Origin of the sequence: Klebsiella sp. X1-16S-Nf21 (assembly GCF_002837615.1) — a bacterium.
Lineage (GTDB): Bacteria > Pseudomonadota > Gammaproteobacteria > Enterobacterales > Enterobacteriaceae > Klebsiella > Klebsiella variicola.
Genome location: NZ_PJDK01000071.1, coordinates 1 through 20914, shown reverse-complemented (window position 1 = coordinate 20914; position 20914 = coordinate 1). Strand labels below are relative to the sequence as shown.

Annotated in this window: 18 protein-coding genes, 1 tRNA gene and 3 pseudogenes; 7 read left to right on the top strand and 15 right to left on the bottom strand. The window is 58.6% G+C overall.

The window, feature by feature from the left end; genetic code table 11:
- Positions 1 to 3 precede the first annotated feature (3 nt).
- The 3 genes and pseudogenes from CW267_RS31745 to CW267_RS24100 all read left to right on the top strand — a co-directional run bounded on the left by CW267_RS31745 (position 4) and on the right by CW267_RS24100 (position 1611).
- Positions 4 to 135: pseudogene (locus tag CW267_RS31745) on the top strand (hypothetical protein).
- Positions 136 to 273: 138 nt separating this feature from the next.
- The gene (gene parM, locus CW267_RS24105) at positions 274 to 1230 is read left to right on the top strand and encodes a plasmid segregation protein ParM domain-containing protein (protein WP_004146678.1); all 957 of its coding nucleotides are present in this window, start codon (positions 274 to 276) and stop codon (positions 1228 to 1230) included.
- A 9-nt stretch (positions 1231 to 1239) separates the two neighbouring features.
- On the top strand, positions 1240 to 1611 hold the full coding sequence (locus CW267_RS24100) for a plasmid partitioning/stability family protein (RefSeq protein ID WP_012543143.1): 372 nt from the start codon (positions 1240 to 1242) through the stop codon (positions 1609 to 1611).
- 466 nt (positions 1612 to 2077) lie between these two features.
- Here CW267_RS24100 and cbpM read toward each other — a convergent pair whose 3' ends face one another.
- Positions 2078 to 2383 (bottom strand): chaperone modulator CbpM, encoded by a 306-nt coding sequence (gene cbpM, locus CW267_RS24095; protein WP_012543142.1) that lies wholly within the window; start codon positions 2381 to 2383, stop codon positions 2078 to 2080.
- Positions 2383 to 3300: a curved DNA-binding protein gene (gene cbpA, locus CW267_RS24090; protein ID WP_022064628.1), complete on the bottom strand. Its 918-nt coding sequence runs from the start codon at positions 3298 to 3300 to the stop codon at positions 2383 to 2385. Before cbpA ends, cbpM begins: the two co-directional genes overlap by 1 nt.
- A 75-nt stretch (positions 3301 to 3375) precedes the next feature.
- Here cbpA and CW267_RS30895 point away from each other — a divergent pair.
- Positions 3376 to 3483, top strand: a pseudogene (locus tag CW267_RS30895) (hypothetical protein); the annotation flags it as partial.
- Here the strand turns inward: CW267_RS30895 and CW267_RS24085 are convergent.
- Positions 3446 to 4129: a TerC family protein gene (locus CW267_RS24085; RefSeq protein ID WP_012543141.1), complete on the bottom strand. Its 684-nt coding sequence runs from the start codon at positions 4127 to 4129 to the stop codon at positions 3446 to 3448. The pseudogene CW267_RS30895 and the gene CW267_RS24085 overlap by 38 nt on opposite strands.
- Before the next feature lie 224 nt (positions 4130 to 4353).
- On the opposite strand from CW267_RS24085, the gene CW267_RS24075 reads away from it, so the two are divergent.
- Positions 4354 to 5139 (top strand): DsbA family protein, encoded by a 786-nt coding sequence (locus CW267_RS24075; protein ID WP_008807232.1) that lies wholly within the window; start codon positions 4354 to 4356, stop codon positions 5137 to 5139.
- A 46-nt stretch (positions 5140 to 5185) separates the two neighbouring features.
- Here the strand turns inward: CW267_RS24075 and pgaD are convergent, their stop codons facing one another.
- The 4 genes from pgaD to pgaA are packed head-to-tail and all read right to left on the bottom strand — an operon-like array spanning position 5186 to position 11427.
- The gene (gene pgaD / locus CW267_RS24070; RefSeq protein WP_008807231.1) at positions 5186 to 5635 is read right to left on the bottom strand and encodes a poly-beta-1,6-N-acetyl-D-glucosamine biosynthesis protein PgaD; all 450 of its coding nucleotides are present in this window, start codon (positions 5633 to 5635) and stop codon (positions 5186 to 5188) included.
- Positions 5635 to 6963: a poly-beta-1,6-N-acetyl-D-glucosamine synthase gene (pgaC, locus tag CW267_RS24065; protein ID WP_008807230.1), complete on the bottom strand. Its 1329-nt coding sequence runs from the start codon at positions 6961 to 6963 to the stop codon at positions 5635 to 5637. Before pgaC ends, pgaD begins: the two co-directional genes overlap by 1 nt.
- Positions 6956 to 8971, bottom strand: coding sequence for a poly-beta-1,6-N-acetyl-D-glucosamine N-deacetylase PgaB (gene pgaB, locus CW267_RS24060; RefSeq protein WP_012543139.1), 2016 nt, complete (start codon positions 8969 to 8971; stop codon positions 6956 to 6958). The genes pgaC and pgaB overlap by 8 nt, the downstream gene beginning before the upstream one ends.
- Positions 8972 to 8979: 8 nt before the next feature.
- Entirely contained in the window at positions 8980 to 11427 is a 2448-nt protein-coding gene (pgaA, locus tag CW267_RS24055) for a poly-beta-1,6 N-acetyl-D-glucosamine export porin PgaA (protein ID WP_165787467.1), read from the bottom strand.
- A gap of 632 nt (positions 11428 to 12059) precedes the next feature.
- Here pgaA and CW267_RS24050 point away from each other — a divergent pair.
- A complete protein-coding gene (locus CW267_RS24050; RefSeq protein ID WP_012969132.1) occupies positions 12060 to 12626 on the top strand; it encodes a helix-turn-helix transcriptional regulator in 567 nt (188 codons plus the stop codon).
- Here the strand turns inward: CW267_RS24050 and CW267_RS31475 are convergent.
- Positions 12624 to 12752: pseudogene (locus tag CW267_RS31475) on the bottom strand (hypothetical protein); the annotation flags it as partial. The gene CW267_RS24050 and the pseudogene CW267_RS31475 overlap by 3 nt on opposite strands.
- A 119-nt stretch (positions 12753 to 12871) precedes the next feature.
- Here CW267_RS31475 and CW267_RS24045 point away from each other — a divergent pair.
- Entirely contained in the window at positions 12872 to 13228 is a 357-nt protein-coding gene (locus tag CW267_RS24045; protein WP_306307738.1) for a PerC family transcriptional regulator, read from the top strand.
- A 594-nt stretch (positions 13229 to 13822) separates the two neighbouring features.
- Here CW267_RS24045 and CW267_RS24030 read toward each other — a convergent pair.
- The 7 genes from CW267_RS24030 to CW267_RS24000 form a co-directional block, all read right to left on the bottom strand.
- A tRNA-Phe gene (locus CW267_RS24030) sits at positions 13823 to 13898 on the bottom strand.
- Between the two features lie 115 nt (positions 13899 to 14013).
- Positions 14014 to 16101 carry a DUF1176 domain-containing protein gene (locus CW267_RS24025; RefSeq protein ID WP_008807225.1) on the bottom strand — a complete coding sequence of 696 codons (2088 nt, stop codon included), beginning with the start codon at positions 16099 to 16101 and terminating at the stop codon, positions 14014 to 14016.
- A gap of 67 nt (positions 16102 to 16168) precedes the next feature.
- Positions 16169 to 16744, bottom strand: a complete 576-nt coding sequence (locus CW267_RS24020) for a transcriptional regulator (protein ID WP_032691323.1) — start codon at positions 16742 to 16744, stop codon at positions 16169 to 16171.
- A 35-nt stretch (positions 16745 to 16779) separates the two neighbouring features.
- Complete coding sequence (locus CW267_RS24015; protein WP_100781625.1) at positions 16780 to 18576, bottom strand: protein-disulfide reductase DsbD; 1797 nt, start codon at positions 18574 to 18576, stop codon at positions 16780 to 16782.
- Positions 18552 to 18875: a divalent cation tolerance protein CutA gene (gene cutA / locus CW267_RS24010; protein ID WP_008807222.1), complete on the bottom strand. Its 324-nt coding sequence runs from the start codon at positions 18873 to 18875 to the stop codon at positions 18552 to 18554. The genes CW267_RS24015 and cutA overlap by 25 nt, the downstream gene beginning before the upstream one ends.
- A 124-nt stretch (positions 18876 to 18999) precedes the next feature.
- A complete protein-coding gene (locus CW267_RS24005; RefSeq protein WP_008807221.1) occupies positions 19000 to 20301 on the bottom strand; it encodes an anaerobic C4-dicarboxylate transporter in 1302 nt (433 codons plus the stop codon).
- 115 nt (positions 20302 to 20416) lie between these two features.
- Positions 20417 to 20914, bottom strand: a 498-nt coding sequence (locus tag CW267_RS24000) for a lyase family protein (protein WP_264755090.1), incomplete at its 5' end; no start/stop codon positions are given.

Sequence of the window (20914 nt, the reverse complement as noted above, 5' to 3'; positions counted from 1 at the left end):
AGCGTGCGAAAACCGCTGAGGAAAGAGGGGAGGGATGCTCTCTTTTTGTAAAAGAACAGTGTCTGAAACAGACAGAAAGAGAGAAACTTTATTTCTCTATTTTGTCTCATTTATTTCTCTTTCAGGGCGCATTGAATTGTTTTCTTCTCCATTTGTTCTCAAATAAAACTCGGAATTGTCTCTTTTTCGTGCTCTTGCGCGGCTTTTTAACTCTTGCTACTCTTTTTGGGTCTTACATTTTTCTCTTATTTGTCTCAGTGATGGAGCAATGCGATGCGCATTTTTATCGATGATGGTTCAACCAATATCAAAATGCTGTGGGAGCAAGATGGCGAAACTTTCACCCATATCAGCCCCAACAGTTTCAAACGCGGCTGGTCTGCCACCTTCGGTTCCGGGAAGCCCTTTAACTACACCGTGGATGATGAAAAGTACTCTTTCGACCTGATCACCCCCGATGCGCTCCCCACCAATAACATTGACTGGCAATATAGCCCGTTGAACTCCATCGCTGTCCATCACGCGCTGCTGACCAGCGGTCTTGAGCCGCAGGATGTCGAGATTGTGGTCACCCTGCCGCTGACCGAATTTTACGACGAAGATGCGCAATATCGCCTCGACAATATTGAGCGCAAGAAAAAGAGCCTGCTGCGCGACGTTAAACTGAACAAAGGCGTGGTGTTCAATATCACGAAAGTTACCGTGCGTCCGGAATCCATTCCGGCGGGGATCAGCCTGTGCGATGAACTGAAACCGTCGCATTCGGTGCTGATTATCGACCTTGGCGGCACCACGCTGGATATTTCAATGGTCGCCGGGCAGATGACCTCGGTTTCGCGCATTTACGGCGATCCGAAGCTGGGTGTATCGCTGGTGACCGATGCCGTTAAGCTGGCGCTGGCCCGGGCGAATACCGACACTTCCAGCTATAACGTTGACCAGATAATCATCAACCGCCACGACGAAGAATACCTGACCGACAACATCAACGATCCGGATGCGGTTTCTGAGGTGAAGAAGGTGATCAATAACAGCATTGAACGTCTGACCACCCGCGTCCTGACGGCGATTGATAGCTTTAAAGGCTATTCGCACGCCATCGTGATTGGCGGCGGCGCGCCGCTGGTGGCCGATGCGATTCGTGAACGTATGGGGCTGCGCGAGGACCGTTTCGTGGTGGCTGAAGAGCCGCAGTTTGCCCTGGTGCGTGGTCTGAAAATTATTGGTTAAGGAGCGTCTATGACTCTGGATCGCAGAAAAGTGCTGATTTACCTGCGCCCGGATATCAGCGCCAGCGAGCGCTTCGCGGACGCAAAAATTGAGGCCCATCACCGTGGCGACCGCGGCGATATGTCGCGTACGGCGCTGCTGGCGGGGCTGGCGTTAGGGGAAGTTGATAGCCGCTTGCCGTCGATGCTGGCGGCGCTGCTGGCGGAAGATACTAAACCGGAAACGCTGCGTAAGATGCTGGCTTCGTTCCTTGAGATCCAGCCGGCCTCTTCCGCCCCGGCAGCTGCGCCAGCGGCCGCGCCGGTTAAAGCGCCGGAGCCGCCAGCCCCGGTGAGCGAGAGCGTCTCCGCGCGTAATCTCGCCGGTTCGTTACCGGATTAAGCGCTATTCCCGGTTTGCGCTATCCGGGAAACTCCCCGGCTTGCGCTGCGCTTAGCCGGGCTACTGTTTGCACTGTCCGGTAGCCCCGGGTAAGGCGGAACGCCGCGACCCGGGAAATTCCCCGGCTTGCGCTGTGCTTAGCCGGGCTACTGTTTGCACCGTCCGGTAGCCCGGGTAAGGCGGAACGCCGCGACCCGGGGAACTCCCCGGCTTTCGGCTGCGCTTAGCCGGGCTACTGTTTGCACTGTCCGGTAGCCCGGGTAAGGCGGAACGCCGCGACCCGGGAAACTCCCCGGCTTGCGCTGCGCTTAGCCGGGCTACTGTTTGCACCGTCCGGTAGCCCGGGTAAGGCGGAACGCCGCGACCCGGGGAACTCCCCGGCTTGCGCTGTGCTTAGTTTGTAGGCCGGATAAGGCGTAGCCGCCATCCGGCACGAAGGCGGAACGCTGCCACCCGGGATGTCGCCCTATCCGTGGGCGAGGAAGCGGGCCAGGCGCTGCTGCAGCAGGCGATTTTCGCGAGTCAGCCGCGCGTTTTCATCCAGCAGGGTCAGCGCCACCGCGATCCCCGGCCAGTCCAGCTCCAGCTCGTTACGCAGGCGCACCGCGCGATGGACAATCGTCACCGCGCTGTCGTCGAATAGCCAGGTTTCCGCCTGCGGCTGGTGCGGTTCAATCATCCCCAAGCCGACGATCTCCGTCAGCTCCTCTTCCGATACCCCGGTACGCAGGCACAATTCGGTAATGGTAAACGTCACTGTTACTGTAGCCATCAGGCTTTCCCCCATGTCTTACGCGGATCGAAGCTGGCTTCGGCGGCGGCCAATTGTTGCCAGAGCTCACGCGCTTTTTCATCTGGTTTTGGCGGCATGACAATTTTGATGACGGCGAACAAATCGCCAGTGTGGGTTTTGCTCACCAGCCCTTTGCCCTTGATACGCAGTCGCTGCCCTGCCTGACTGCCCGGCGGCACCGTCAGCAGAATGCTCTCTTTCAGGGTGGGCACCGTGACTTTCGCGCCCAGCGCGGCCTCCCATGGCGCCAGCGGCAGGACGATCTCCAGGTTATGGCCGACAATATCGAACAGCGGATGCGGGGCGATGTGGATAACCAGCCACAGATCGCCGTTCGGGCCGCCGTTTTCGCCCGGCGTTCCCTGGCCTTTCAGACGGATACGCTGACCATCGACTACCCCGGCGGGGATCTTCACATTCAGCATTTTCGGCGTTTCACTTTCGATCATGCCAAACACGTTGTACACCGGCAGGTTATAGCTGATGGTGCGGGTCTGCTCGGCCAGCGTCTCTTCAAGGAACACCGCCACTTCGATCTCCAGATCGTGGCCGCGTGCGGCATGCTGACGCCGACGCTGATGCGCCTGCTGGCCAAACATGGAGGAGAATATGTCGTCGAAATCTTGCTGGCTGTAGCTCTGCTCGTGTGTCTGCTGCTGGCGACCGAAGCCGGGATCGTTGCGATGCTGCCAGAGCTGATCGTATTCGGCGCGCCGCTGCTCATCTTTCAGGACTTCCCAGGCTTCGGCGAGATCCTTGAATTTGGCTTCGGCATCGCTTTCTTTACTGACGTCGGGGTGATATTTGCGCGCCAGGCGGCGGTAGGCGGTCTTGATAGTTTTCAGATCGTCGGTTGGTTGCACCCCGAGAATGGCATAATAATCCTTCAATTCCATGATTTTATCTCATCTATGCTCAGTGCGGTGGTTACATATTCCCTGGAACAGGCGTCAGTATAAAGCGTAGGGCAAATGCGCCCTGAAGGGGAAGAAAAGTGGCGGAAACTTGACGCCGTCGGGGTCGGCGGCGTCGTGGGCGAGGTTAGTCTTTCGCCTGCGGCCGTGGGCGGCGGCGCCATCCTTCAAACAGCACCAGCAGCGCGCCGACGGCGCCAGCCACGCGCGCGGTGCCGTCCCCGGCGGCGGGAAACAGTTGCTGAATGGTGGGATCGCTGACCAGCATTGAGCCGGCAATCCAGCCGATGAGCATTCCGCCCAACAGCACCACGGCGGGAAAGCGGGTGAGCAGGACCAGGACCAGTTTACTGCCCGCGACGATAATCGGAATGCTGATCGCCACGCCGAGGGCGACCAGCGCAATGTGCCCTTTCCCCGCCGCAGCGACCGCCAACACATTATCCAGCGACATGATCACATCGGCGACGGTGATGGTGATCGCGGTGCGCCACAGGCTCGCGGAGCTGCCGACCTCGCTCTCTTCTTCCTCATTACTCACCAGCTTCATACCAATCCACAGCAGGAGCAACGCGCCGACTATTTTCAGCCACGGCAGCGACAGGAGATACAGGGCGAGCGCCAGCAGCAGCACGCGCGCCAGGATCGCCCCCACGGTACCGATGATGATCGCTTTGGTGCGCTTTTGTGGCGGCAGTTTGCGGCAAGCCATGGCTATCACCACGGCGTTATCGCCGCCCAGCAGTAAATCGATGGCGACAATCTGCAGCATAATCACCGCCATGTCCCATTGTTGGAGTAACGCATTCATTTCGAGAGAAACCACCTGAAAAAAGAGCAAGAAAAACCGCTGCGCAGGGTACTCCGCCTGGGGCGCATTGACCACTGACGCAGACCCACGCCGTCGCGCGGGAAAAGCGTGCCTGAAAAATAAAGTTACGAATCAACGCGCCGTTGGGCAAGGCTTCGGCGAAAAAGGGTGATATTTTGTCACCCAGGCTCACCTGCCGTTCACTTATCGCAAGGATCCCCACTATGTCTGGCCACAAGAAATACCTCTCTGTCGCCCTGCTGAGCGCTGTCTTACTGCCGGCGATGGCCTCTGCCGCTGACGCGCCGGCGACTTTCACCCCGGAACAGGAGGCGAAAATCGGCAAAATCGCCGCCGACTACCTGGTCGCCCACCCGGAAGTCCTCCTGCAGGCGAGCCAGAAATTGCAGCAAATACAGGCTGAACAGCAGGCCAGCGCGGCCACTCAGGCAGTGCTGAAAAACGCGGCTGTATTGACCCAGGATAAAAATACCCCGACCTACGGCCCGGCCAACGGCAAAGTCACGGTGATCGAATTCTTCGACTACCAGTGCGTGTACTGCAGCCGTCTGGCGCCGGTGATGGAGCAGGTGATTAAAGCGCACCCGCAGACCCGCTTCGCCTTTAAAGAGTGGCCGATTTTCGGCGGCCGCTGGGAAAGCTCGCTGGAGGCGGCAAAAACCGGCCTGCAGATCTATCAGCAGAAAGGGGCGGATGCCTATCTGGCCTACCATAACGGGATTTACGCTACCGGCCATAACGAAGGTAAGCTGACGACGGCGGATATCCAGCAGCAGGCGAAGAAAGCCGGCTTTGATGCGAAGAAGGCCACCGACGTCGAACCGGTGCTGCAGAGCATTAACGATCTGGCGCAGGAGATTGGTCTGAGCGGTACGCCGGGCGTGATCGTGATGCCGACCACCGGCGCCACGGAAGCCAGCATCACCGTCTTCCCGGGGCTGGCGGATCAGGCTTCGCTGGAAGCCGCCATCAAAAAAGCCGGCGGCTGATCCCCGGCGTCGTAACCCATACAGGCCGCCGACGGCGGCCTTGCTCTCATGCGCGCTCGCTCTCTTCCTGCGGCGGCGGTAACGCGTGGCTTTTTAAATCAATAATCTGCCCGATTTGATCGTGGTAAACGGTGAGCAAATTATAGCGGCTCATCTCCGAGATAATTTGCGGCGCAACGTTAAAGCTGCTCGCCAGCTCATCATGTCGCAGGGTGAGCACCGCGGTATGATGCCGGGTGCGAGCGCGGCGCCGGTTGTAATGATACCAGAGGATCAACAGCCAGCCGTTCAGTGCGGCAATCAGCAGATACACCAGCGCCGTATTCAGTGAAGCCATCAGCGACTCCCAGCGCGGAGAGGGCGGCGCGATGAACTGCATCAGCAAATTGGCGTACAGAAAGAACAGAAAACCGAGCCAGGCCAGCAGCGTTAAACCGGCGTCGACCAGCCGGGGCAGCACACGGTGTTCGGTTAAGATGAGCGTATTTTCATTCATCACAGGCTTCCTTTTCCCCGGTCCGGACTCACCCAGCGCGCGCGGGAACGTTGACGTTTCACCATCACTTTCGGAAAAGCGACCAGCGTGGTCAGCAGGCCGATCATCCAGTAGACCATCGGGAACCAGATCACCCAGAACAGTGATTTGGCGACCTTTTTCTCGTAGCGTCGCTCGATATACAGACTGGCGACGAACTGCAGCAGGCACATCACGCCAAGCAGCATGCCGGTGAACTCCGGCGGAAACAGGCTGTGCACCGCCAGATTGTCAGGCAGCGGCATCAGGCGGCTGAGGATAAACAGCAGAATGGTAACCGCGTAGGCAAAGGCCCACAGCGTGGAGCAGGCATACTCCAGAAACAGCGGCCACATCCGATGATGCTCCCAGTGAAACAGGCGACGGAGGTTGACCAGAAAAACCTCCGCGCCGCCCTGCGCCCAGCGCAGACGCTGCTTCCATAACCCTTTGAGGGTCTCCGGCATCAGGATCCAGCACAGCGCCCGCGGCTCGAAAAAGATGTCCCAGTGGCGGAGCTGAAGCTTCCAGCTGATATCAATATCTTCGGTGATCATATCCGGGCTCCAGTAGCCGACGTCCGCCAGCGCCTGGCGCCGGAAGGCGGCAATCACACCGGAGACGGTAAAGACCCGGCCATAGATCCGCTGCGTCCGCTTGATAAGCCCAATGATCGACGAGAACTCACCCACCTGAATGCGGCCGATCAGCGTGGATCGGGTGCGGATCCGCGGATTGCCGGTGACCGCCCCGACGTGCGGATAGTGGATCAACGGCGCGACCAGCCAGGCCGCGGTATCCCGGTCCAGCAGGGCGTCGCCATCGATGCAGACCAGCAGATCGCCGCGGGCGGCGGCGGCGCCTGCTTTGAGCGCTACCGCTTTTCCCTGATTGGCGGCAAGGTGGATCACCCGCAGCCTCGGCTCCTCCTGCGCCAGCTGCTGGAGCACCTGGGCGGTGTTGTCCGAAGAGCCGTCGTTAATGGCGATCACTTCGAGATTGGCGTAACGCTGGGCCAGCGCCGCGCTGATGGTTTCCCGAGCGTTTTTCTCCTCGTTAAAACAAGGGATCAGGATCGAAATCAGCGGATTGCCCGGCAGCGTCGGCGGCGGGGTATCCTCCCCCCACGGCCAGTGGCGTTCCAGCTGAAACCAGAAATAAAGGCCCCCGGTGATCCACAGCACTGACATAAACAGCGGCCAGAAGAAGACAAAGTCGAGGATAAGCTCGCCGGTAAATACCGCTGCGACGCCTAACGGCAGCCCGAATACGAGGCATAAAATGCACAATGCGATAATGCGATCAGTCATGGTCAGGGTACCACCAGGAAGAAAATTGCGGCCTGATACGGGAGATATCAGGCTGGTTGTTAATAAAATCGTCAGGGTAGTAGCCGTAGTTTTTGACGCCGTTCAGCCGCAGCAAACGCATCCAGTCCGCCAGCTGCTGGTCGGGAATGGCGTTTTGCTGGCGTCGGTTCCAGTCTCGGGCCTGCAGTTCAAAGATGGTTTTCTTCAGCGCGCCCGGGTGGCTGGCGACGGCCTGGACCAGCCGCGTCAGCCAGGCCTGGCTGGCGTCAATCGGTACGGACTCCATCAGCGGCATCGCCATGGGGACCGTCCAGTCATAGGCGGCAAGGAAGTCATCCAGATTCTGCGCGAACCAGGCTTCGCTCTGCGGCTCCAGGATCGGCAGGGCGAAGAGATTACGCGCCGTTTTCACCTGCGGGCCGCGGATGGCCTGCACCGCCTGGCGTAGATCCAGAGTGAAGCGGGTCAGGGTTTGGCTTTTGAAACGCATCCATGCCTGGCGCTCTTGCGGACGTTGGGGCACCGGGCCGGCATCGTGCCCCAGACCCGTCTGCCGCCAGGCGGCGACCGCCTCCGGGCTCACGTCTTCAAAATCGGTCAGCACGGCGTCATCGTGAAACAGAATCCCGCTGAAGCTGGCGTGCCGGGCCAGATCTTCGTAGATGTCGGTGATCTGCTGGCGAACCCGGGGATCCCAGGGCGACAGGCGAACGTACGGCTGGCGGGCAAGTAACGCCTTCCCGGTTTGCGGATCCCAGCGCTGAACGCGCGGCAGATCGGACGAGAGATCGAAGGCCAGCACCGGCATCCAGGCATAGACCTTCACCCCGCCGCGGGTCTGCAACTGCCAGGAGACGAAGTTAAACAGGTCGGCGCGCATCGGCAGCCAGCGGTTGGGGAAATAGAGCGACTTGACCGTGCCGTCGCCCTGCGGGTCGGAAAAGGCCTGCAGAAAGACATGGCTGATTTTCATGTCATAGACGCGCTGCACCAGCTTATCGATATTTTTCGCCTGCTGGACGGGATTGGGGTCATAGACATAGTCCAGATCCACATGCATCACCCGAACAGGATCGGCTTCCTGAATCTGGGTTACGGCGTTGGCAAAGGCCTTGATCGACGGGTTACCGGCGATCAGCATGCGCGGAATATTGTCCAGATCTTTCACATTGCCCAGGCCGTCGTTCAGCGTAAACGCCAGCTGATACCCCTGCTGTTTGGCGATAGCCAGGGTGCTGCCGCTGGCGGCGCCATAGGGCCACACCCAGGCGCGCGGCGCTTTCCCGGCGACCTCGTGGATTTTCGCCGTCACTTTCTGCACGTCATCGGCCATGCGCCGGGTAAACTGCGCGTCGCTTTCATAGCGGCCGGTGGTTTTATCCCAGCCGCGGTTGGCGGCGGCGGGCTCGCGGCTGCCCTGCGGATTGGCCGGCAGACCGTAGTGCGAGGCCCACGTGTGCGCGCCGATCTCCACCAGCGGCGAGCGGCTGAGCTCGCGCACCATCTCCCAGGTAGCGAAGCGCTCGCGCGGCGTCATCAGGCCGCCAAAATTAACGGGCTGGCCAGCGGGAGTGTCCACCCAGCTGCCCACCGGCGCCCACAGCGCCGGAACATTCCAGGCTTTAAGTAGCGGCCAGACGCGGGTGTAAAAGCTGCTATAGCCATCGTCGAAGCTGAGAAGAAAAGCCCTGGCCGGCAGCGGCTTAACGCCATGGTGTGCATCGAGAATGTCCTGGACGCTCACCGCATGGTACCCGTGATGCAACAGCCAGGCGATCTGTTCGTTGAGCGCACTGGTGCGCACTGAAAGATAACGCTGGTCGGCGGCATCGTCTTCGACGTCATGGTAGGCCAGCACCAGAAAGCGATCCGCCGGCCAGGGTTGATTGGCCTCCGGTTGGGGGCGCTGCTGCGGGGCGAGGAAGGGGACTTCCTCAGCACGCACGCTGAAGATAAGGCACAGCCAGACGAGAAGCATCAGGCCGTTGCGCAGGGTCGTGTTCAGCATGGTCATCCTTAAAACCGTATATTTGCATCAAGAGTGATGGCGAGGTTGTTTTCGCGTTTACCGTCGTAGGGGCGTTTGTCCCAGTTCAGCATCACCCCGGTGTCGACGACGTTGTTCCAGCGCAGGCGCTGCCCATAACCCAGCACCGTGATCGCCCCGGCGGCGTGATTTTTTTGCCAGTAGCTGCCGCCGCCGGCGAGCAGCTGCTGGCTCCAGACGGTGTCATAGCGCTGGTAAAGCGTGTGATCGACGGCCAGCGCCGCGGTGGCGGCGAGGTCCCGTGCCGGACTGTAGTAGGCGGTGTCGGTGCGGCTATTGGCGCTGGCCGACAGACCGGGCTGCAGATCCAGCGTTAACCACGGCGTCTGCCAGAGGCGCTCTTTACCGGAGAGGGTGTACTCCTGGCGGCGGTTGCGATCGGTAAACCGGCTGGCGGCCATGCTGACGCGGTATTCCCGGCGTTCGTTTTGATACCAGCGCAGCCAGCCTTCGCCGCGGTTGGCGCTGACGCCGTTGCGTAACGCGCGCAGCGGAGTCTGCTGCGAAATCCGCTCCAGTTCGCCGCCCAGCTGCCAGCGATCGCTGACGTCGTGGGCGGCGGAAAGGCGGACGCCGGGCTTGTTCTCGCCGTGAAAATTGACGCTGGAGAGTTCAAGCTCGCCCCAGTAGTCGCGCGGGCGCCATTCAACGCCGGCGAACAGCTGGCGACGGCTGCCTTTCCCCTCTTCAAAATTGCCTTCAGCGAAGCGGTGCCCGCCGAACAACCGCCAGCTGTCGGCTAGCGGCGGGCTGTAGATCGCCGTCTCAAAACTGAGGTCGTGGGTGCCGCTCACCGGGTTGTCGGAGTGCAGCCCTTTGCCAACGCTCAGGCGAAGTTCGGAAAGATGATGGACCTCGCGCGCTCTGGCCAGGCGCTGGGTATTCAGATCCCGTGGCGAGCGGGCGACGATGTCGTCAGTCAGCAGATCCATTTGCCGCCACTCCTGCAGATCGAGGGCGACCCAGGCCTGCTGGCGCTCCAGCTGCAGGCTGGCGGGTTCCAGAGATTCCGCTGCTTTTAGCTGGCTTTCGGCGGCTCGCGGTAGCCCTCTGTCCTGCAGAAGGGTGGCATAATCTATCTGCAGGCCCTGATTGCCGGGGGCCGTTGCCGCCAGGCGCTGCATCCGGGCTTCGGCCTGCGGCAGGGCGTTGGTGGCCGCTAAATAGTGCACGTTAAGCGACTGTGCGGTGAGCCAGTCGTCATTCGGCTGCGGCGTCGGCGAACCGTAGAGACGACGGATGTAGGGTGCATTCCGGGTGAGGCGGGCGACATACTGTTGCGCCGCCGGATACTGACCGGTGTCCAGCAGGGCGTAGAAAAGCTCGTGTTCCTCATTCTGTTGGCTTGTCAGCCACGAGGGATGCTGGTGAATAAGCGTCAGCGCAGGCTCAATTTGCTTAAGGGCGATATAAGAGGAGATGACCCAGCCGATGGCCCAGTCGGGAACGGTCTGCTGCTGCGCGATGAGATTTTGGTATTCACGGATGACCTGCGCGTAATCTGCATTGGCGTACAGCGCACCCAGACGATCAATGCGCGCCCGGATGATGTCGGGCGCAGCCTGTGGGTCGGGGTGCCAGGCGGCAATCATCGCGTCATACTGCGTGAGCGCCGTGCGGGCCAGCGCGTAACGCGCGTTTTCTTCGCGGGAAGGGGTATCGGCAAGGCGCACCAGTTCGGCGGCGGCGTTCAACTGCAGATTGCGCTTTTCCGCAGGCGTCAGTTCGACGCTATTCGCCAGGCCGAGAGCAGGGGAATCGATCCGGTTGCGGGTCAGGGTCGCCATCAGGCTGGCCAGCGCGGCTTTGTTTTGCGGTTCGCGATCGAGGATCTGCGTGTCAACCAACAGCTGGTCCCAGCTTTTGCCAAGCCGCATGTAGACATAAGAGAGCGTCTGCAGGTGCGCAACGCTCGCCTGCTCCGTCACCAGGCGACGCGCTTCGCTGAGCGCCTCGCCGTCCTTGCGGGCATCGGCCAGCGTTTTGATATAGCCGATACGATAATCGTCACTGTCAGGGGCCTGGCTGAGAGCCTGCTGCCAGAGAGTGAGCGAGGCTTGCCACTGTTTCTGGTTACGCAGGGCCTGTGCCGCCGCGGCAGTACCGCGTGCGGGAAGCGGCATATAGACCTGGTAGCGTCGCCAGACTTTCACCACTTCATCGTCCTGGCCGGCCCAGAGAGCTACCTGCAGCCAGTCCGCCACCTGAGAAGGGGTTAAGGCATGCCGCAGCTGGTACTGCTGAAGATAAGAGAGAAAGGGGGCGTACTGGCCTTGACGCGCTTGCAGGATCTGCTGGTCATAGAGCGAATCTGCTCCCTGAACCAGCGCCGGGAAGAGCAAAAGCAAGCCGATTGACAGCGAGAGTTTCGTGTTGCGATTAAACAATAACGTATTTGAATAAGGTGATCTTTCCATTTCTATTTGCCATATGTTCATCAAGAATCCATTGCACAACACGACCGTCCTTTGACGGTGAGTTAAAGGATGAGGATGGTCCCATTTAGCTGACTGGCACTGCAGGTGAATGACTTATTGCAAAGTAATAAACATATCTCCTGTTGATAATTGAATGGATAATTTATACCCGATACGGCAGCGGATAAATATGGATAAATGATGAGCTGCGTTTTAAGATAATTCTGTAAAATCGACTTAATTTGAACGGCGTTGTTGAAGTTGATTTCTTTAACTTACTGAAATAAATAAAAAAGAAAGAGGGTTGGAATTTTGTTTCAAAATTGATGTGCTGCTTATATTGTGAAGAGGTTGGTGGTTTTCACTGGATATTTAAGATGATTTCTGACAAAAATTCTCAATGCCAAAAAATGCATCTTTTCTGTGGATTTTTTTTATTTATAATTAATCCGTTTATTTTCCATCAGAACGCAAGGAGGGTTTTCACAGCCAGAGTCAGATGCCGCGCTACTGATAAATCACAGGTCTCGTTATTTTTACCGCCATGCGAAGCGTCCAAAGGGGGAAGGAAAACGTCTGGTTGACGAGAATTTGTTGATTAAATGTTAAAGGGACGATTTGTGGCAACTTCAATGATATTGGTTACTCAGGATTACTATCTTTTTCAAGGGGTTAAGAATTTCTTTCCTGATATCATTCAGTTAGATTCTAGCGGAAAAACGATTTTAGATAATGAGGTTGATGAGGTCTCTCTGCTGGTTGATAGCCGTTCGCCGCTTTGTCATTACGATTACCTGGTGATGGAGGCGGCACAATCCAGAAAGCGAATATGTTGTATCGTCCTCGATATGCGCCATCGGGAAGAGCATTTACTGAGTCTGAAATCGTTTTTAAACATGTCATTATCACCCGCCGATATGGCGACATTATTTGGGCTTTTTCTGGAGATGAAGAGCAAGCGGCTGACCAAAGAGTGGTTTGACGATCTGCGCTTAAGTTTGTCTGAACAGTTAATGCTACGTTTGCTTGGGGCGGGTATGACCATGGAGGAGGTGGCGGTGAATCTGAATACCTCGGTAAAAAGCCTTTACCGGAAGCGCACTGCGCTTTATGAGCGACTGGGGTTAGATAATTTTAATGAAGCCTGCTTATTTATCTTCAGAAATAAACTGCTGGAGCACTCCGTTAGGTCGCCATGAGGCTTGGTTGTACAGGGAGTGGATGACATCGCAAGGTATTTGATAACGGAAATATAATAAATTAAATAGCTATTGATAGGTACAACCGTCGATACCGTCCGGTATCCATGGCGGCGTTCGACATATAATTCCGGAGCTCTTTGGAAGTAATTACCGCGTATGCGGTTTGCTATGCACAGCGATTATTATAATGAATATATTCCTTGCGCTGCACAGGAATAGTTTTGTCATAAATTAACTCTACTATGGTATTCCGGCCCAGGTGTCGGAATACCATGGGATATCGTGAAAGCATCAGAGGAGCGAGGTGGATGAGAATAAGGGACAGTATTGCTGAACGGTTAGAGGCGAGTGGGCTCTACCGTCGGGCGGCATCCAGATGGATTGAGGTGATGCAGCGCTGCCTGAACGATGATGACAGAGAGTGGATCCGTCACCATCGTAATCAGTGTCTGAAAAAGGCGCAACGTCCGCCAGCGCCGAAAGAGGAGTTTGCCGACCTCCACCAGGCGGCCAAAGAGACACAATATCGCATGGGTATCGCGAAGCCCTATGGCGAAGCGTTCAGGCTGCCCGGCAAAGGGAAAACGGCCGCCGAGTAATCCCTTTCTTCATGGCGTTTGCCTGACGTCTTCGTCTTATCCGGCCTGCGTTTGCGCAGGCGTTTCCTCATCCCCCAGGCCCGTGCAAGCGCAGCGCCGCCGGGTGATATACATCAGAGGCCGTACCCGCGGTTGTGCCGGATGGCGGCATAAATGCCTTATCCGGCCAACGAGTCCTTTCGCAGGCTCAAACAGCGTAGGCACGCGCAAGCACAGCGCCACCGGGCGATACACATCAGACGCCGTACCCGCGGTTGTGCCGGATGGCGGCATAAATGCCTTATCCGGCCTACGAGTCCTTTCGCAGGCTCAAACAGCGTAGGCACGCGCAAGCACAGCGCCACCGGGTAGGGGATCATAGAGTGGAGTTCGATGGAGAGTCCGGATGCAGAAAAGCAAAAACCCGCCTTTTGGGCGGGTTCTTTAAATAGTGGTGCCCGGACTCGGACTAACGCCGCAGGCGTTGAACAGCGCGCTTGTCGCGCTGGCCCCGAAGGGGTGAGCCGCTGTGCGGCGAATAATCGAACGCAGTTCGATGAAGAGTCCGGATGCAGAAAAGCAAAAACCCGCCTTTTGGGCGGGTTCTTTAAATAGTGGTGCCCGGACTCGGAATCGAACCAAGGACACGGGGATTTTCAATCCCCTGCTCTACCGACTGAGCTATCCGGGCAACGGGGCGCATTAAACCGTAATCCGCCCACCCCGTCAACCAAATTTCTTAAATTACTTATCGATTGCTTATCTTTGCGGCAATTCTGCGTTCAAAGGCGCGTTTTGGCTTAACTTCACTGCATGCCGTTATCACCCTCGCGGGTTTTCCAGCCGCTGGTAATGGCGATTACGTGGCGCAACCCGGAGATAATATAATCGCCAATGACCTCTTCATCCTCGCGCGGGGAGCTCAGCGTAATTTCCGCATCCACGCCGTGGCGATAGGCGCCATGGTGGCTAAAAATAGTGCCGATATAGCACTTCCCGTTCAGCCAGACCGGAATATAGGCCACTGTCTCATAGATATAGTTGATGGCGACGCCGCTGTAGTAGTTATCCGCCTCGTCGGCGGAGGTGCCCGGTGGGATGGGGCAGATCGGCGCATCGTTGTCGCTGACGGGTTTGTCTTTCAGCAGGCTGCCCTGCATGACCTCCAGCGAACGCAGCAGATCCACTTTATCGCTGTCGCTGAGGGGTGGGGTTAACGGCTGGTCTTTCTCCGGGGAGCGGATGCTGTTCAGCGTATAGCGATAGCGAACCGTCACCGCGGGCGTCTGGCTCGCAGTGCTGAACGGGCGCAGCAGGTAGAGATTATCTTCGCCAAACTGGCCGTTGTACCACAGGGCATACACCTGACCGTTGATTTTGACCCAGTGGTTCCATTGGTTAGCCCCGCGGCCATTGATAGAAAAGAGGGCGCCGGGCACCCCGGCATCGAAATCATCGCCGTTATCACTGTCGCTGCCGTCGACGGCGGCAAAGTCATTATCGCCGCGCCGGAGCACCCCGGTGTAGCTGAAGAGCCCGGTGCCGCCCACGTAGCTGTCGATGATCAGATCGCGTTTGCCGTCACCGTCGAGATCGATCAGGGTAAAGCTGACTTTACCGTTTTCTGAATCTGCGCTGATCGAGGAGCGCAGAAACGCCTGCCACTCGTCATCGCTGATATCCGGGGAAGGTTTGCTGGTCGAAACCAGGGTGTCATCGGCGTAGGTGAGCGTGAAGTCGGTAATATGGCCGGTTAACGGAAACTGCTCGGCGACCTTATTCAGCGACAATTCTGGATCGCTTTTTTGCGCTTTCAGCACTGCGTTATACAGCGTGCGCAGGGCGAGGTTATCCGCCTCTTTCTGCTGCCTGGGGATCACCTGGCTGACAAAGGTCGGCAGCATCCAGGTGCCGCCGGGGGTGATTTCCCGACACATACCGGTGCTGTACTTCAGGCTGGGGGTAAAGGTTTTACCGTCCCAGACGCGGGTTTCGCCGGTTAGGCAGTCGGCAATGCCCCGTTCTTTGTGCAAAAAGACGATAGTGCCGTTGGCGTAGCTCGAGGCCTCGGTGGTCAGCAACCGTGGCTTGTTCAGCTGGGCGTTATCGACCAGCCACAGCGCATAGCCGTCGTTATAGGGCGCTCGCCAGCAGAGCGCCTGCACCAGAGAATGGGTTTTATCCAGCGCGGTCAGCGTGATCTGGCGCTCTGCCGCCGGGATGGCCGGGTTCTGCCAGTCGTCACAGCGCTGGTTCAGCAGCGGCGTCAGGGAGGGCAGCAGCTTCTGGCGCTGAAGTATGCTCAGCGCCACCGGCTGCGCGTTATGGATCACCGGGGCGGCGATAATCTCCGGGGCGGCAGTGGCTGGCAAAATGGCATCGTCGCCGGCATCGCCTTTATCCAGCAGCGCGTCGGCGGTGCCGGTGCGTCGCTGAAACGCATCCATTTTACCCAGTACCTCGCGGCTGCCGGCGCTGGAAAGCGGCAGGTGCTGGCCGTTAAGGGTGAATTCGATTTTGCGCTGATTCGCCAGGGCCTGTAGCAGGGCGGCAGTCTGATCGCTGTCCAGACGGAAGTGGCTGTCGTCCTGGGCGTCCAGCGCGCCAAGATCCCGGTCGTCGATCAGCAGGCTGGCGGTGGAGTCGGCGGGGATATCGTGCTCGATTTGCGCAAAGGTGGCCGTGGCGGCGAGGCGCTGTTCGCTGCCGGCGTTGCGGGTCAACAGCACGCTGACCTCGCCCATGCGGACGCCGTAACCCGCCGCCCGGCAGGTGCCAGTGTTATCGCAGGCGAGCTCCCAGTCTTTTTGCGTAAAGGAAAAACCTTGCAGGGGAGCCGCCAGCAGAGGTGTGGAGCACAGCCCCAGCCAGGCAGCCCAGAAGAACGCGCGCATATCAATCCCTGTCAGCAATCAGTGAGGGGGAAATTATAGGCGCGACGTGGCGGTTAGGATATCAGAATCAGGTTAAGGCGCCGCCCATACGACACTGGGCGAAGCGCAGAATATCTTCTGCCAGCCGCCGGGCCGTATCCACATCCGTCTGGCTACGCTTGATCAGCAGACGGCTCAGGCAGCCCTCGACGATCAGCTCCATCTGTTTAGCGACCATTTCCGGGTCATCCACCTCCAACTGAGTCAGCAGCTCATGAGTATAGGCCAGCGAAGCCTGCTTCTGCTGTTCCGCCAACTGGTGAATGGGGTGCTGGGGATCGGGATAGAAGGTGCAGGCGGCGATAAACAGACAGCCGGGGTAGCGGTGGTTGCTAACGCAGGTGGTGAGTGCGGCATAGCGTGCCAGCAGCTTTTGCTCTGCGCTTAAGGTGTCGTCCAGCAGCAACTGTCGGCGCCAGGCATCCACCTGCTGGCTCAGATAGCGAAGCGCGTCGTACAGCAGTGCCTCGCGATCGGGCCAGAAGCGTTTCAGGTCGCTCGTCGGACAGGACACGCGCTCAGCGACCATCTCCAGCGACGTGTTGGCGATACCTTCAATTTCAAGAATTTTAATGGCTTCTGCCAGGACGTCTTCACGTAGCACGGTGTTCTCCTCCATCTTTCCTCCTAAAGTGTCGCTCACGCTTGCCAATCGCGCAAATGGGCGCTGAATGCCGCGGCATCCATAAAGCCGGTGACTCGCCGCTCAGGCTGTTCCTGACCCTCAGCGTTGAAGAACAGGATCGTCGGCAGACCGAGCACCTGCAGGTGTTTCAGCAGCGCGACGTCTTGCGGGCTGTTCTTCGTCACATCAATCTGTAATAACACGGTGCCTTTCAGCGCCTGCTGCACGTCAGGTGAACTAAAGGTGTATTTTTCAAACTCTTTGCACGCCACGCACCAGTCGGCGTAAAGATCGAGCATCACCGGTTGGCCTTTTGCCTGCGCCAGCGCCTGGTTAAGCTCGGCAACCGAGTTGACGCGGGTGAACGTCAGATGCGCCTGCTGCTCGACTGCCGGGGCGCCAAATGCCCAGTCCTGCAGGGGCCGCGCGCTGACCAGCGCGGCAGCAAGCAGGATGATTTGTACCAGCCGCATCCACGGTCGGGTAGCGCCCAGCGAGGTGATAAACGCCCAGCTGAAGAAGGCGACACCGAGCATTGACCACAGACGTAATCCGCACGGGTCGCCGACAATGCGCTCCAGCAGGAAAACGGGCAGAGCCAGGATCACGAACCCGAAGGCGGTCTTCACATGGCTCATCCACGGGCCGCTCTTCGGCAGCAGACGGTTGCCAAATACGGTGACGAGGATCAATGGCAGGCCCATGCCCAGCGCGTAGAGGTACAGCGTGCCGCCGCCCAGCCAGAGATTACCGCTCTGGGCGATATACAACAGGATGGCGCTCAGCGGCGCGGTGGTGCATGGGGAGCAGATCAGTCCGGCAATGGCGCCCATCGCGAAAACGCCACCGGGCGAGCCGCCCTGGCGCTTATTGCTGAGCAGCACCAGCCGCGTCTGCAGCGAGGAGGGCAACTGGAGCGTGAACAGGCCGAACATGGAGAGCGCCAGCAGAATAAATACCACCGACAGTCCCGCCAGGACATACGGGTGCTGCAGGGCCGCCTGGAACTGCAGACCGGCGGCGGCCACTACCAGCCCCAGCGCGGTGTAGGTTAAGGCCATCCCCTGGACGTAAATAAAGGCCAGCAGCAGGGCGCGCGCGGTGGAAAGCCGCTGCTTTCCGCCCAGCACAATGCCGGAAATCAGCGGGTACATCGGCAGCACGCAGGGGGTGAAGGCGATACCAATACCTATCAGCAGCGCCCACAGCGCCGTAAAGGGCAGGCGGGCAGGCGTGTCTGCAGGCGGCACTGCGGCAGGCGCAGGTGATGTGGCGAGCTCCGGGGCCGGTCGCGGCTCAACCGGCAGCGGCGGGTTGAACGCCGGACGGCTGCTCGTCGACGGCATGGGCTCGATGGCGGTTGCCTGGCCGTCGGCAGAAGTCGCCAGCACGGCGCTCAGCGGGATCACTTTGGTTTCCGGTGGATAACAGAATCCGGCATCGGCGCAGCCCTGCCAGGTGACGGTGAGGGTGGCGTCTTTCTCCGCCTGCTTCACCGTGACCGGCACGGTCAGGCGCTGGCGGAAAATCTCGCTTTTGCCGTAAAACTCATCTTGATGCCACTCTCCTGCCGGGAGCGCCGGTTCGTCGATCGTCGCCCCGGCGGCGCGAAAGGTAAACTGTTGACGATAAAGATAGTAACCATCCTTGATTTGCCAGCTCAGGTTGACATCGTGCTGTTGCTGCTGAAAGTCAAAGGCGAAGGCCTGGTCAGCAGGCACGAAGTTCGAGCGCCCCGGCGCGTCGAATAACCCGGCGGTGGCTGACGTGCTGCACAGCAGCAGGATCAGCGTAATGATGCGGTAAGCCATGAGAGGTAATCGTTGTCTCCATGAATGACGGGTAGAACCAGCAGTTCAGGGGTTTGATACGGGTGGTGAGACTTCAGGCAATCCAGCAGCGCCTGCTGATGGGCAAGGTCGGTTTTGAGCAGCATCTGAACTTCATACTCCTGCTCGAGTTTCCCTTCCCAGTAATAGAGCGAGGTGGCGCCCGGCAGCAGCGTGGCACAGGCGGCCAGCTTGTCCGCCAGGGCTTTTGCCGCCAGATCCTGGGCGGTCGCTTCATCCGGCGCGGTACAGAGCACAACAACAGCATCAGGCGTAGTCATCATGAACCTCGTATCAGCGAAAAGAGGCACTATAGCACGCAAGATGCGGGGATATTAGCGTCACGATCGGGGTAGGGGAGGGAAACGGGCAGCGGGCCCGCGCGGGGCCCGCCGCCAGCGGTATTTACAGCATAATCCCGCCAAAGATAAAGCCCAGGATTACGCACAGCGTGATAGCGATAACGCCGGGGATCAGGAAGGCGTGGTTAAAGACGTATTTGCCGATGCGCGTCGAGCCGGTGTCGTCCATCTCCACCGCCGCCAGCAGGGTCGGATAGGTTGGCAGGACGAACAGTGCCGAGACGGCGGCAAACGAGGCGATCGCCGTCAGCGGGCTGACGCCGAGCAGCAGCGCGGCGGGCATCAGCGCCTTGGTGGTGGCTGCCTGTGAGTAGAGCAGCGTGGCGGCGAAGAACAGCACCACCGCCAGCAGCCATGGGTAATTGTGCAGCAGGTCGCCGGCCACGGCCTGGATATCGCTGATGTGCGCTTTAACGAAGGTATCGCCCAGCCAGGCGACGCCGAGGACGCAGACGCAGGCGCTCATCCCGGATTTAAAGGTGCTGGCGTTGAGCACTTCGCCAGTGTCGATTTTGCAGGTGATGCTAATCAGGGTGGCGATGGTCAGCATAAACACCACGATCGCTTCGTTACGCGGCAGCACCGGGTTCTTAATCAGGCCGACGGTATCGCTGATGGCCGTGGCGTAGAACATCACCGCCACGATGCCGATCAAAAACAGGAGGACAGAGCGTTTGGCGTGCGGCTTCAGCTCAAACACCTGGCTGCCGCGCAGTCTAACTTCCCCCTTGGCCAGCCGCTCCTGGTAAATGGGATCGTCTTTCAGTTCGCAGCCGAGGAAGTTGCAAACAATCGCGGTGAGCATTACCGCCAGCAGGGTGACCGGAATACAGATGGCCAGCAGCGTCAGGTAGCTAACGCCCAGCGGCTCAAGGATCCCGGCAAAGAACACCACCGCCGCGGAGATAGGCGAGGCGGTGATCGCTATCTGAGAGGCCACGACCGCAATCGACAGCGGACGAGATGGGCGAATGCCTTGCTCTTTGGCCACTTCGGTGATCACCGGCAGCGTGGAGAAGGCGGTATGGCCGGTGCCGGCGAGTACGGTCATAAACCAGGTCACCAGCGGGGCAAGGAAGGTAATGTACTTCGGGTGGCGGCGCAGCATCCGTTCGGCGAGGCTGACCAGGTAATCCATCCCGCCGGCGACCTGCATGGCGGCGATAGCGGCGATGACCGCCATGATGATTTCAATAACGTCGAAGGGGATCGCACCCGGTTTGATTTGAAAAATAAGCGTCAGGACAAGGACGCCAAGGCCACCGGCAAAGCCGATACCAATGCCGCCGAGCCTGGCGCCGAGATAAATCGCCAGCAGGACAATAACCAGTTCTGCACCAAACATATATGCCTTCCTTGTTTTTTAACAAGTTGATATTGAATTGTTGTATTTTAGTAAAACTAAAAAGCAAAAAAGGCATGTCATCGCTGACATGCCTTTCAATGACTAACCGGAAAGATTACTGTTCGCTTTCATCGGTATAACGCTTCGCTTTATAAGCAGGATGCATCAGGTTTTGCGCGGAGAAAATATCATCCAGCTCCGCCGCCGTCAGCAGCCCACGCTCCAGCACCACTTCCCGCACGCTCTTGCCGGTTTCGGCGCAGATCTTGCCGACGATATCGCCATTGTGGTGGCCGATAAACGGGTTGAGGTAGGTGACGATGCCGATTGAGTTGTAGACGTAGCCTTCACATACCGCTTTATTGGCGGTGATGCCGTTAACGCATTTCTCCAGCAGGTTGTAGCAGGCGTTGGTCAGGATATGTATGGATTCGAACATCGCCTGGCCGATCACCGGCTCCATCACGTTCAGCTGCAGCTGCCCAGCTTCGGAGGCCATGGTCACCGTGGTGTCGTTGCCGATGACTTTAAAGCAGACCTGGTTGACCACCTCCGGCACTACCGGGTTAACCTTCGCCGGCATAATAGAGGAACCCGCCTGCAGCTCCGGCAG

What these genes read in the sequence shown, in the direction of transcription:
- CW267_RS24050 (WP_012969132.1), top strand. Translation starts at nt 12,060, where the DNA reads ATGATATTGGTTACTCAGGATTACTATCTTTTTCAAGGGGTTAAGAAT.
- CW267_RS24005 (WP_008807221.1), bottom strand. Translation starts at nt 20,301, where the DNA reads ATGTTTGGTGCAGAACTGGTTATTGTCCTGCTGGCGATTTATCTCGGC.
- CW267_RS24015 (WP_100781625.1), bottom strand. Translation starts at nt 18,576, where the DNA reads ATGGCTTACCGCATCATTACGCTGATCCTGCTGCTGTGCAGCACGTCA.
- CW267_RS24100 (WP_012543143.1), top strand. Translation starts at nt 1,240, where the DNA reads ATGACTCTGGATCGCAGAAAAGTGCTGATTTACCTGCGCCCGGATATC.
- CW267_RS24075 (WP_008807232.1), top strand. Translation starts at nt 4,354, where the DNA reads ATGTCTGGCCACAAGAAATACCTCTCTGTCGCCCTGCTGAGCGCTGTC.
- CW267_RS24025 (WP_008807225.1), bottom strand. Translation starts at nt 16,101, where the DNA reads ATGCGCGCGTTCTTCTGGGCTGCCTGGCTGGGGCTGTGCTCCACACCT.
- pgaB (WP_012543139.1), bottom strand. Translation starts at nt 8,971, where the DNA reads ATGCTGAACACGACCCTGCGCAACGGCCTGATGCTTCTCGTCTGGCTG.
- parM (WP_004146678.1), top strand. Translation starts at nt 274, where the DNA reads ATGCGCATTTTTATCGATGATGGTTCAACCAATATCAAAATGCTGTGG.
- pgaC (WP_008807230.1), bottom strand. Translation starts at nt 6,963, where the DNA reads ATGACTGATCGCATTATCGCATTGTGCATTTTATGCCTCGTATTCGGG.
- CW267_RS24085 (WP_012543141.1), bottom strand. Translation starts at nt 4,129, where the DNA reads ATGAATGCGTTACTCCAACAATGGGACATGGCGGTGATTATGCTGCAG.
- cutA (WP_008807222.1), bottom strand. Translation starts at nt 18,875, where the DNA reads ATGACTACGCCTGATGCTGTTGTTGTGCTCTGTACCGCGCCGGATGAA.
- pgaD (WP_008807231.1), bottom strand. Translation starts at nt 5,635, where the DNA reads ATGAATGAAAATACGCTCATCTTAACCGAACACCGTGTGCTGCCCCGG.
- cbpM (WP_012543142.1), bottom strand. Translation starts at nt 2,383, where the DNA reads ATGGCTACAGTAACAGTGACGTTTACCATTACCGAATTGTGCCTGCGT.
- cbpA (WP_022064628.1), bottom strand. Translation starts at nt 3,300, where the DNA reads ATGGAATTGAAGGATTATTATGCCATTCTCGGGGTGCAACCAACCGAC.
- pgaA (WP_165787467.1), bottom strand. Translation starts at nt 11,427, where the DNA reads ATGGAAAGATCACCTTATTCAAATACGTTATTGTTTAATCGCAACACG.
- CW267_RS24045 (WP_306307738.1), top strand. Translation starts at nt 12,872, where the DNA reads ATGGTATTCCGGCCCAGGTGTCGGAATACCATGGGATATCGTGAAAGC.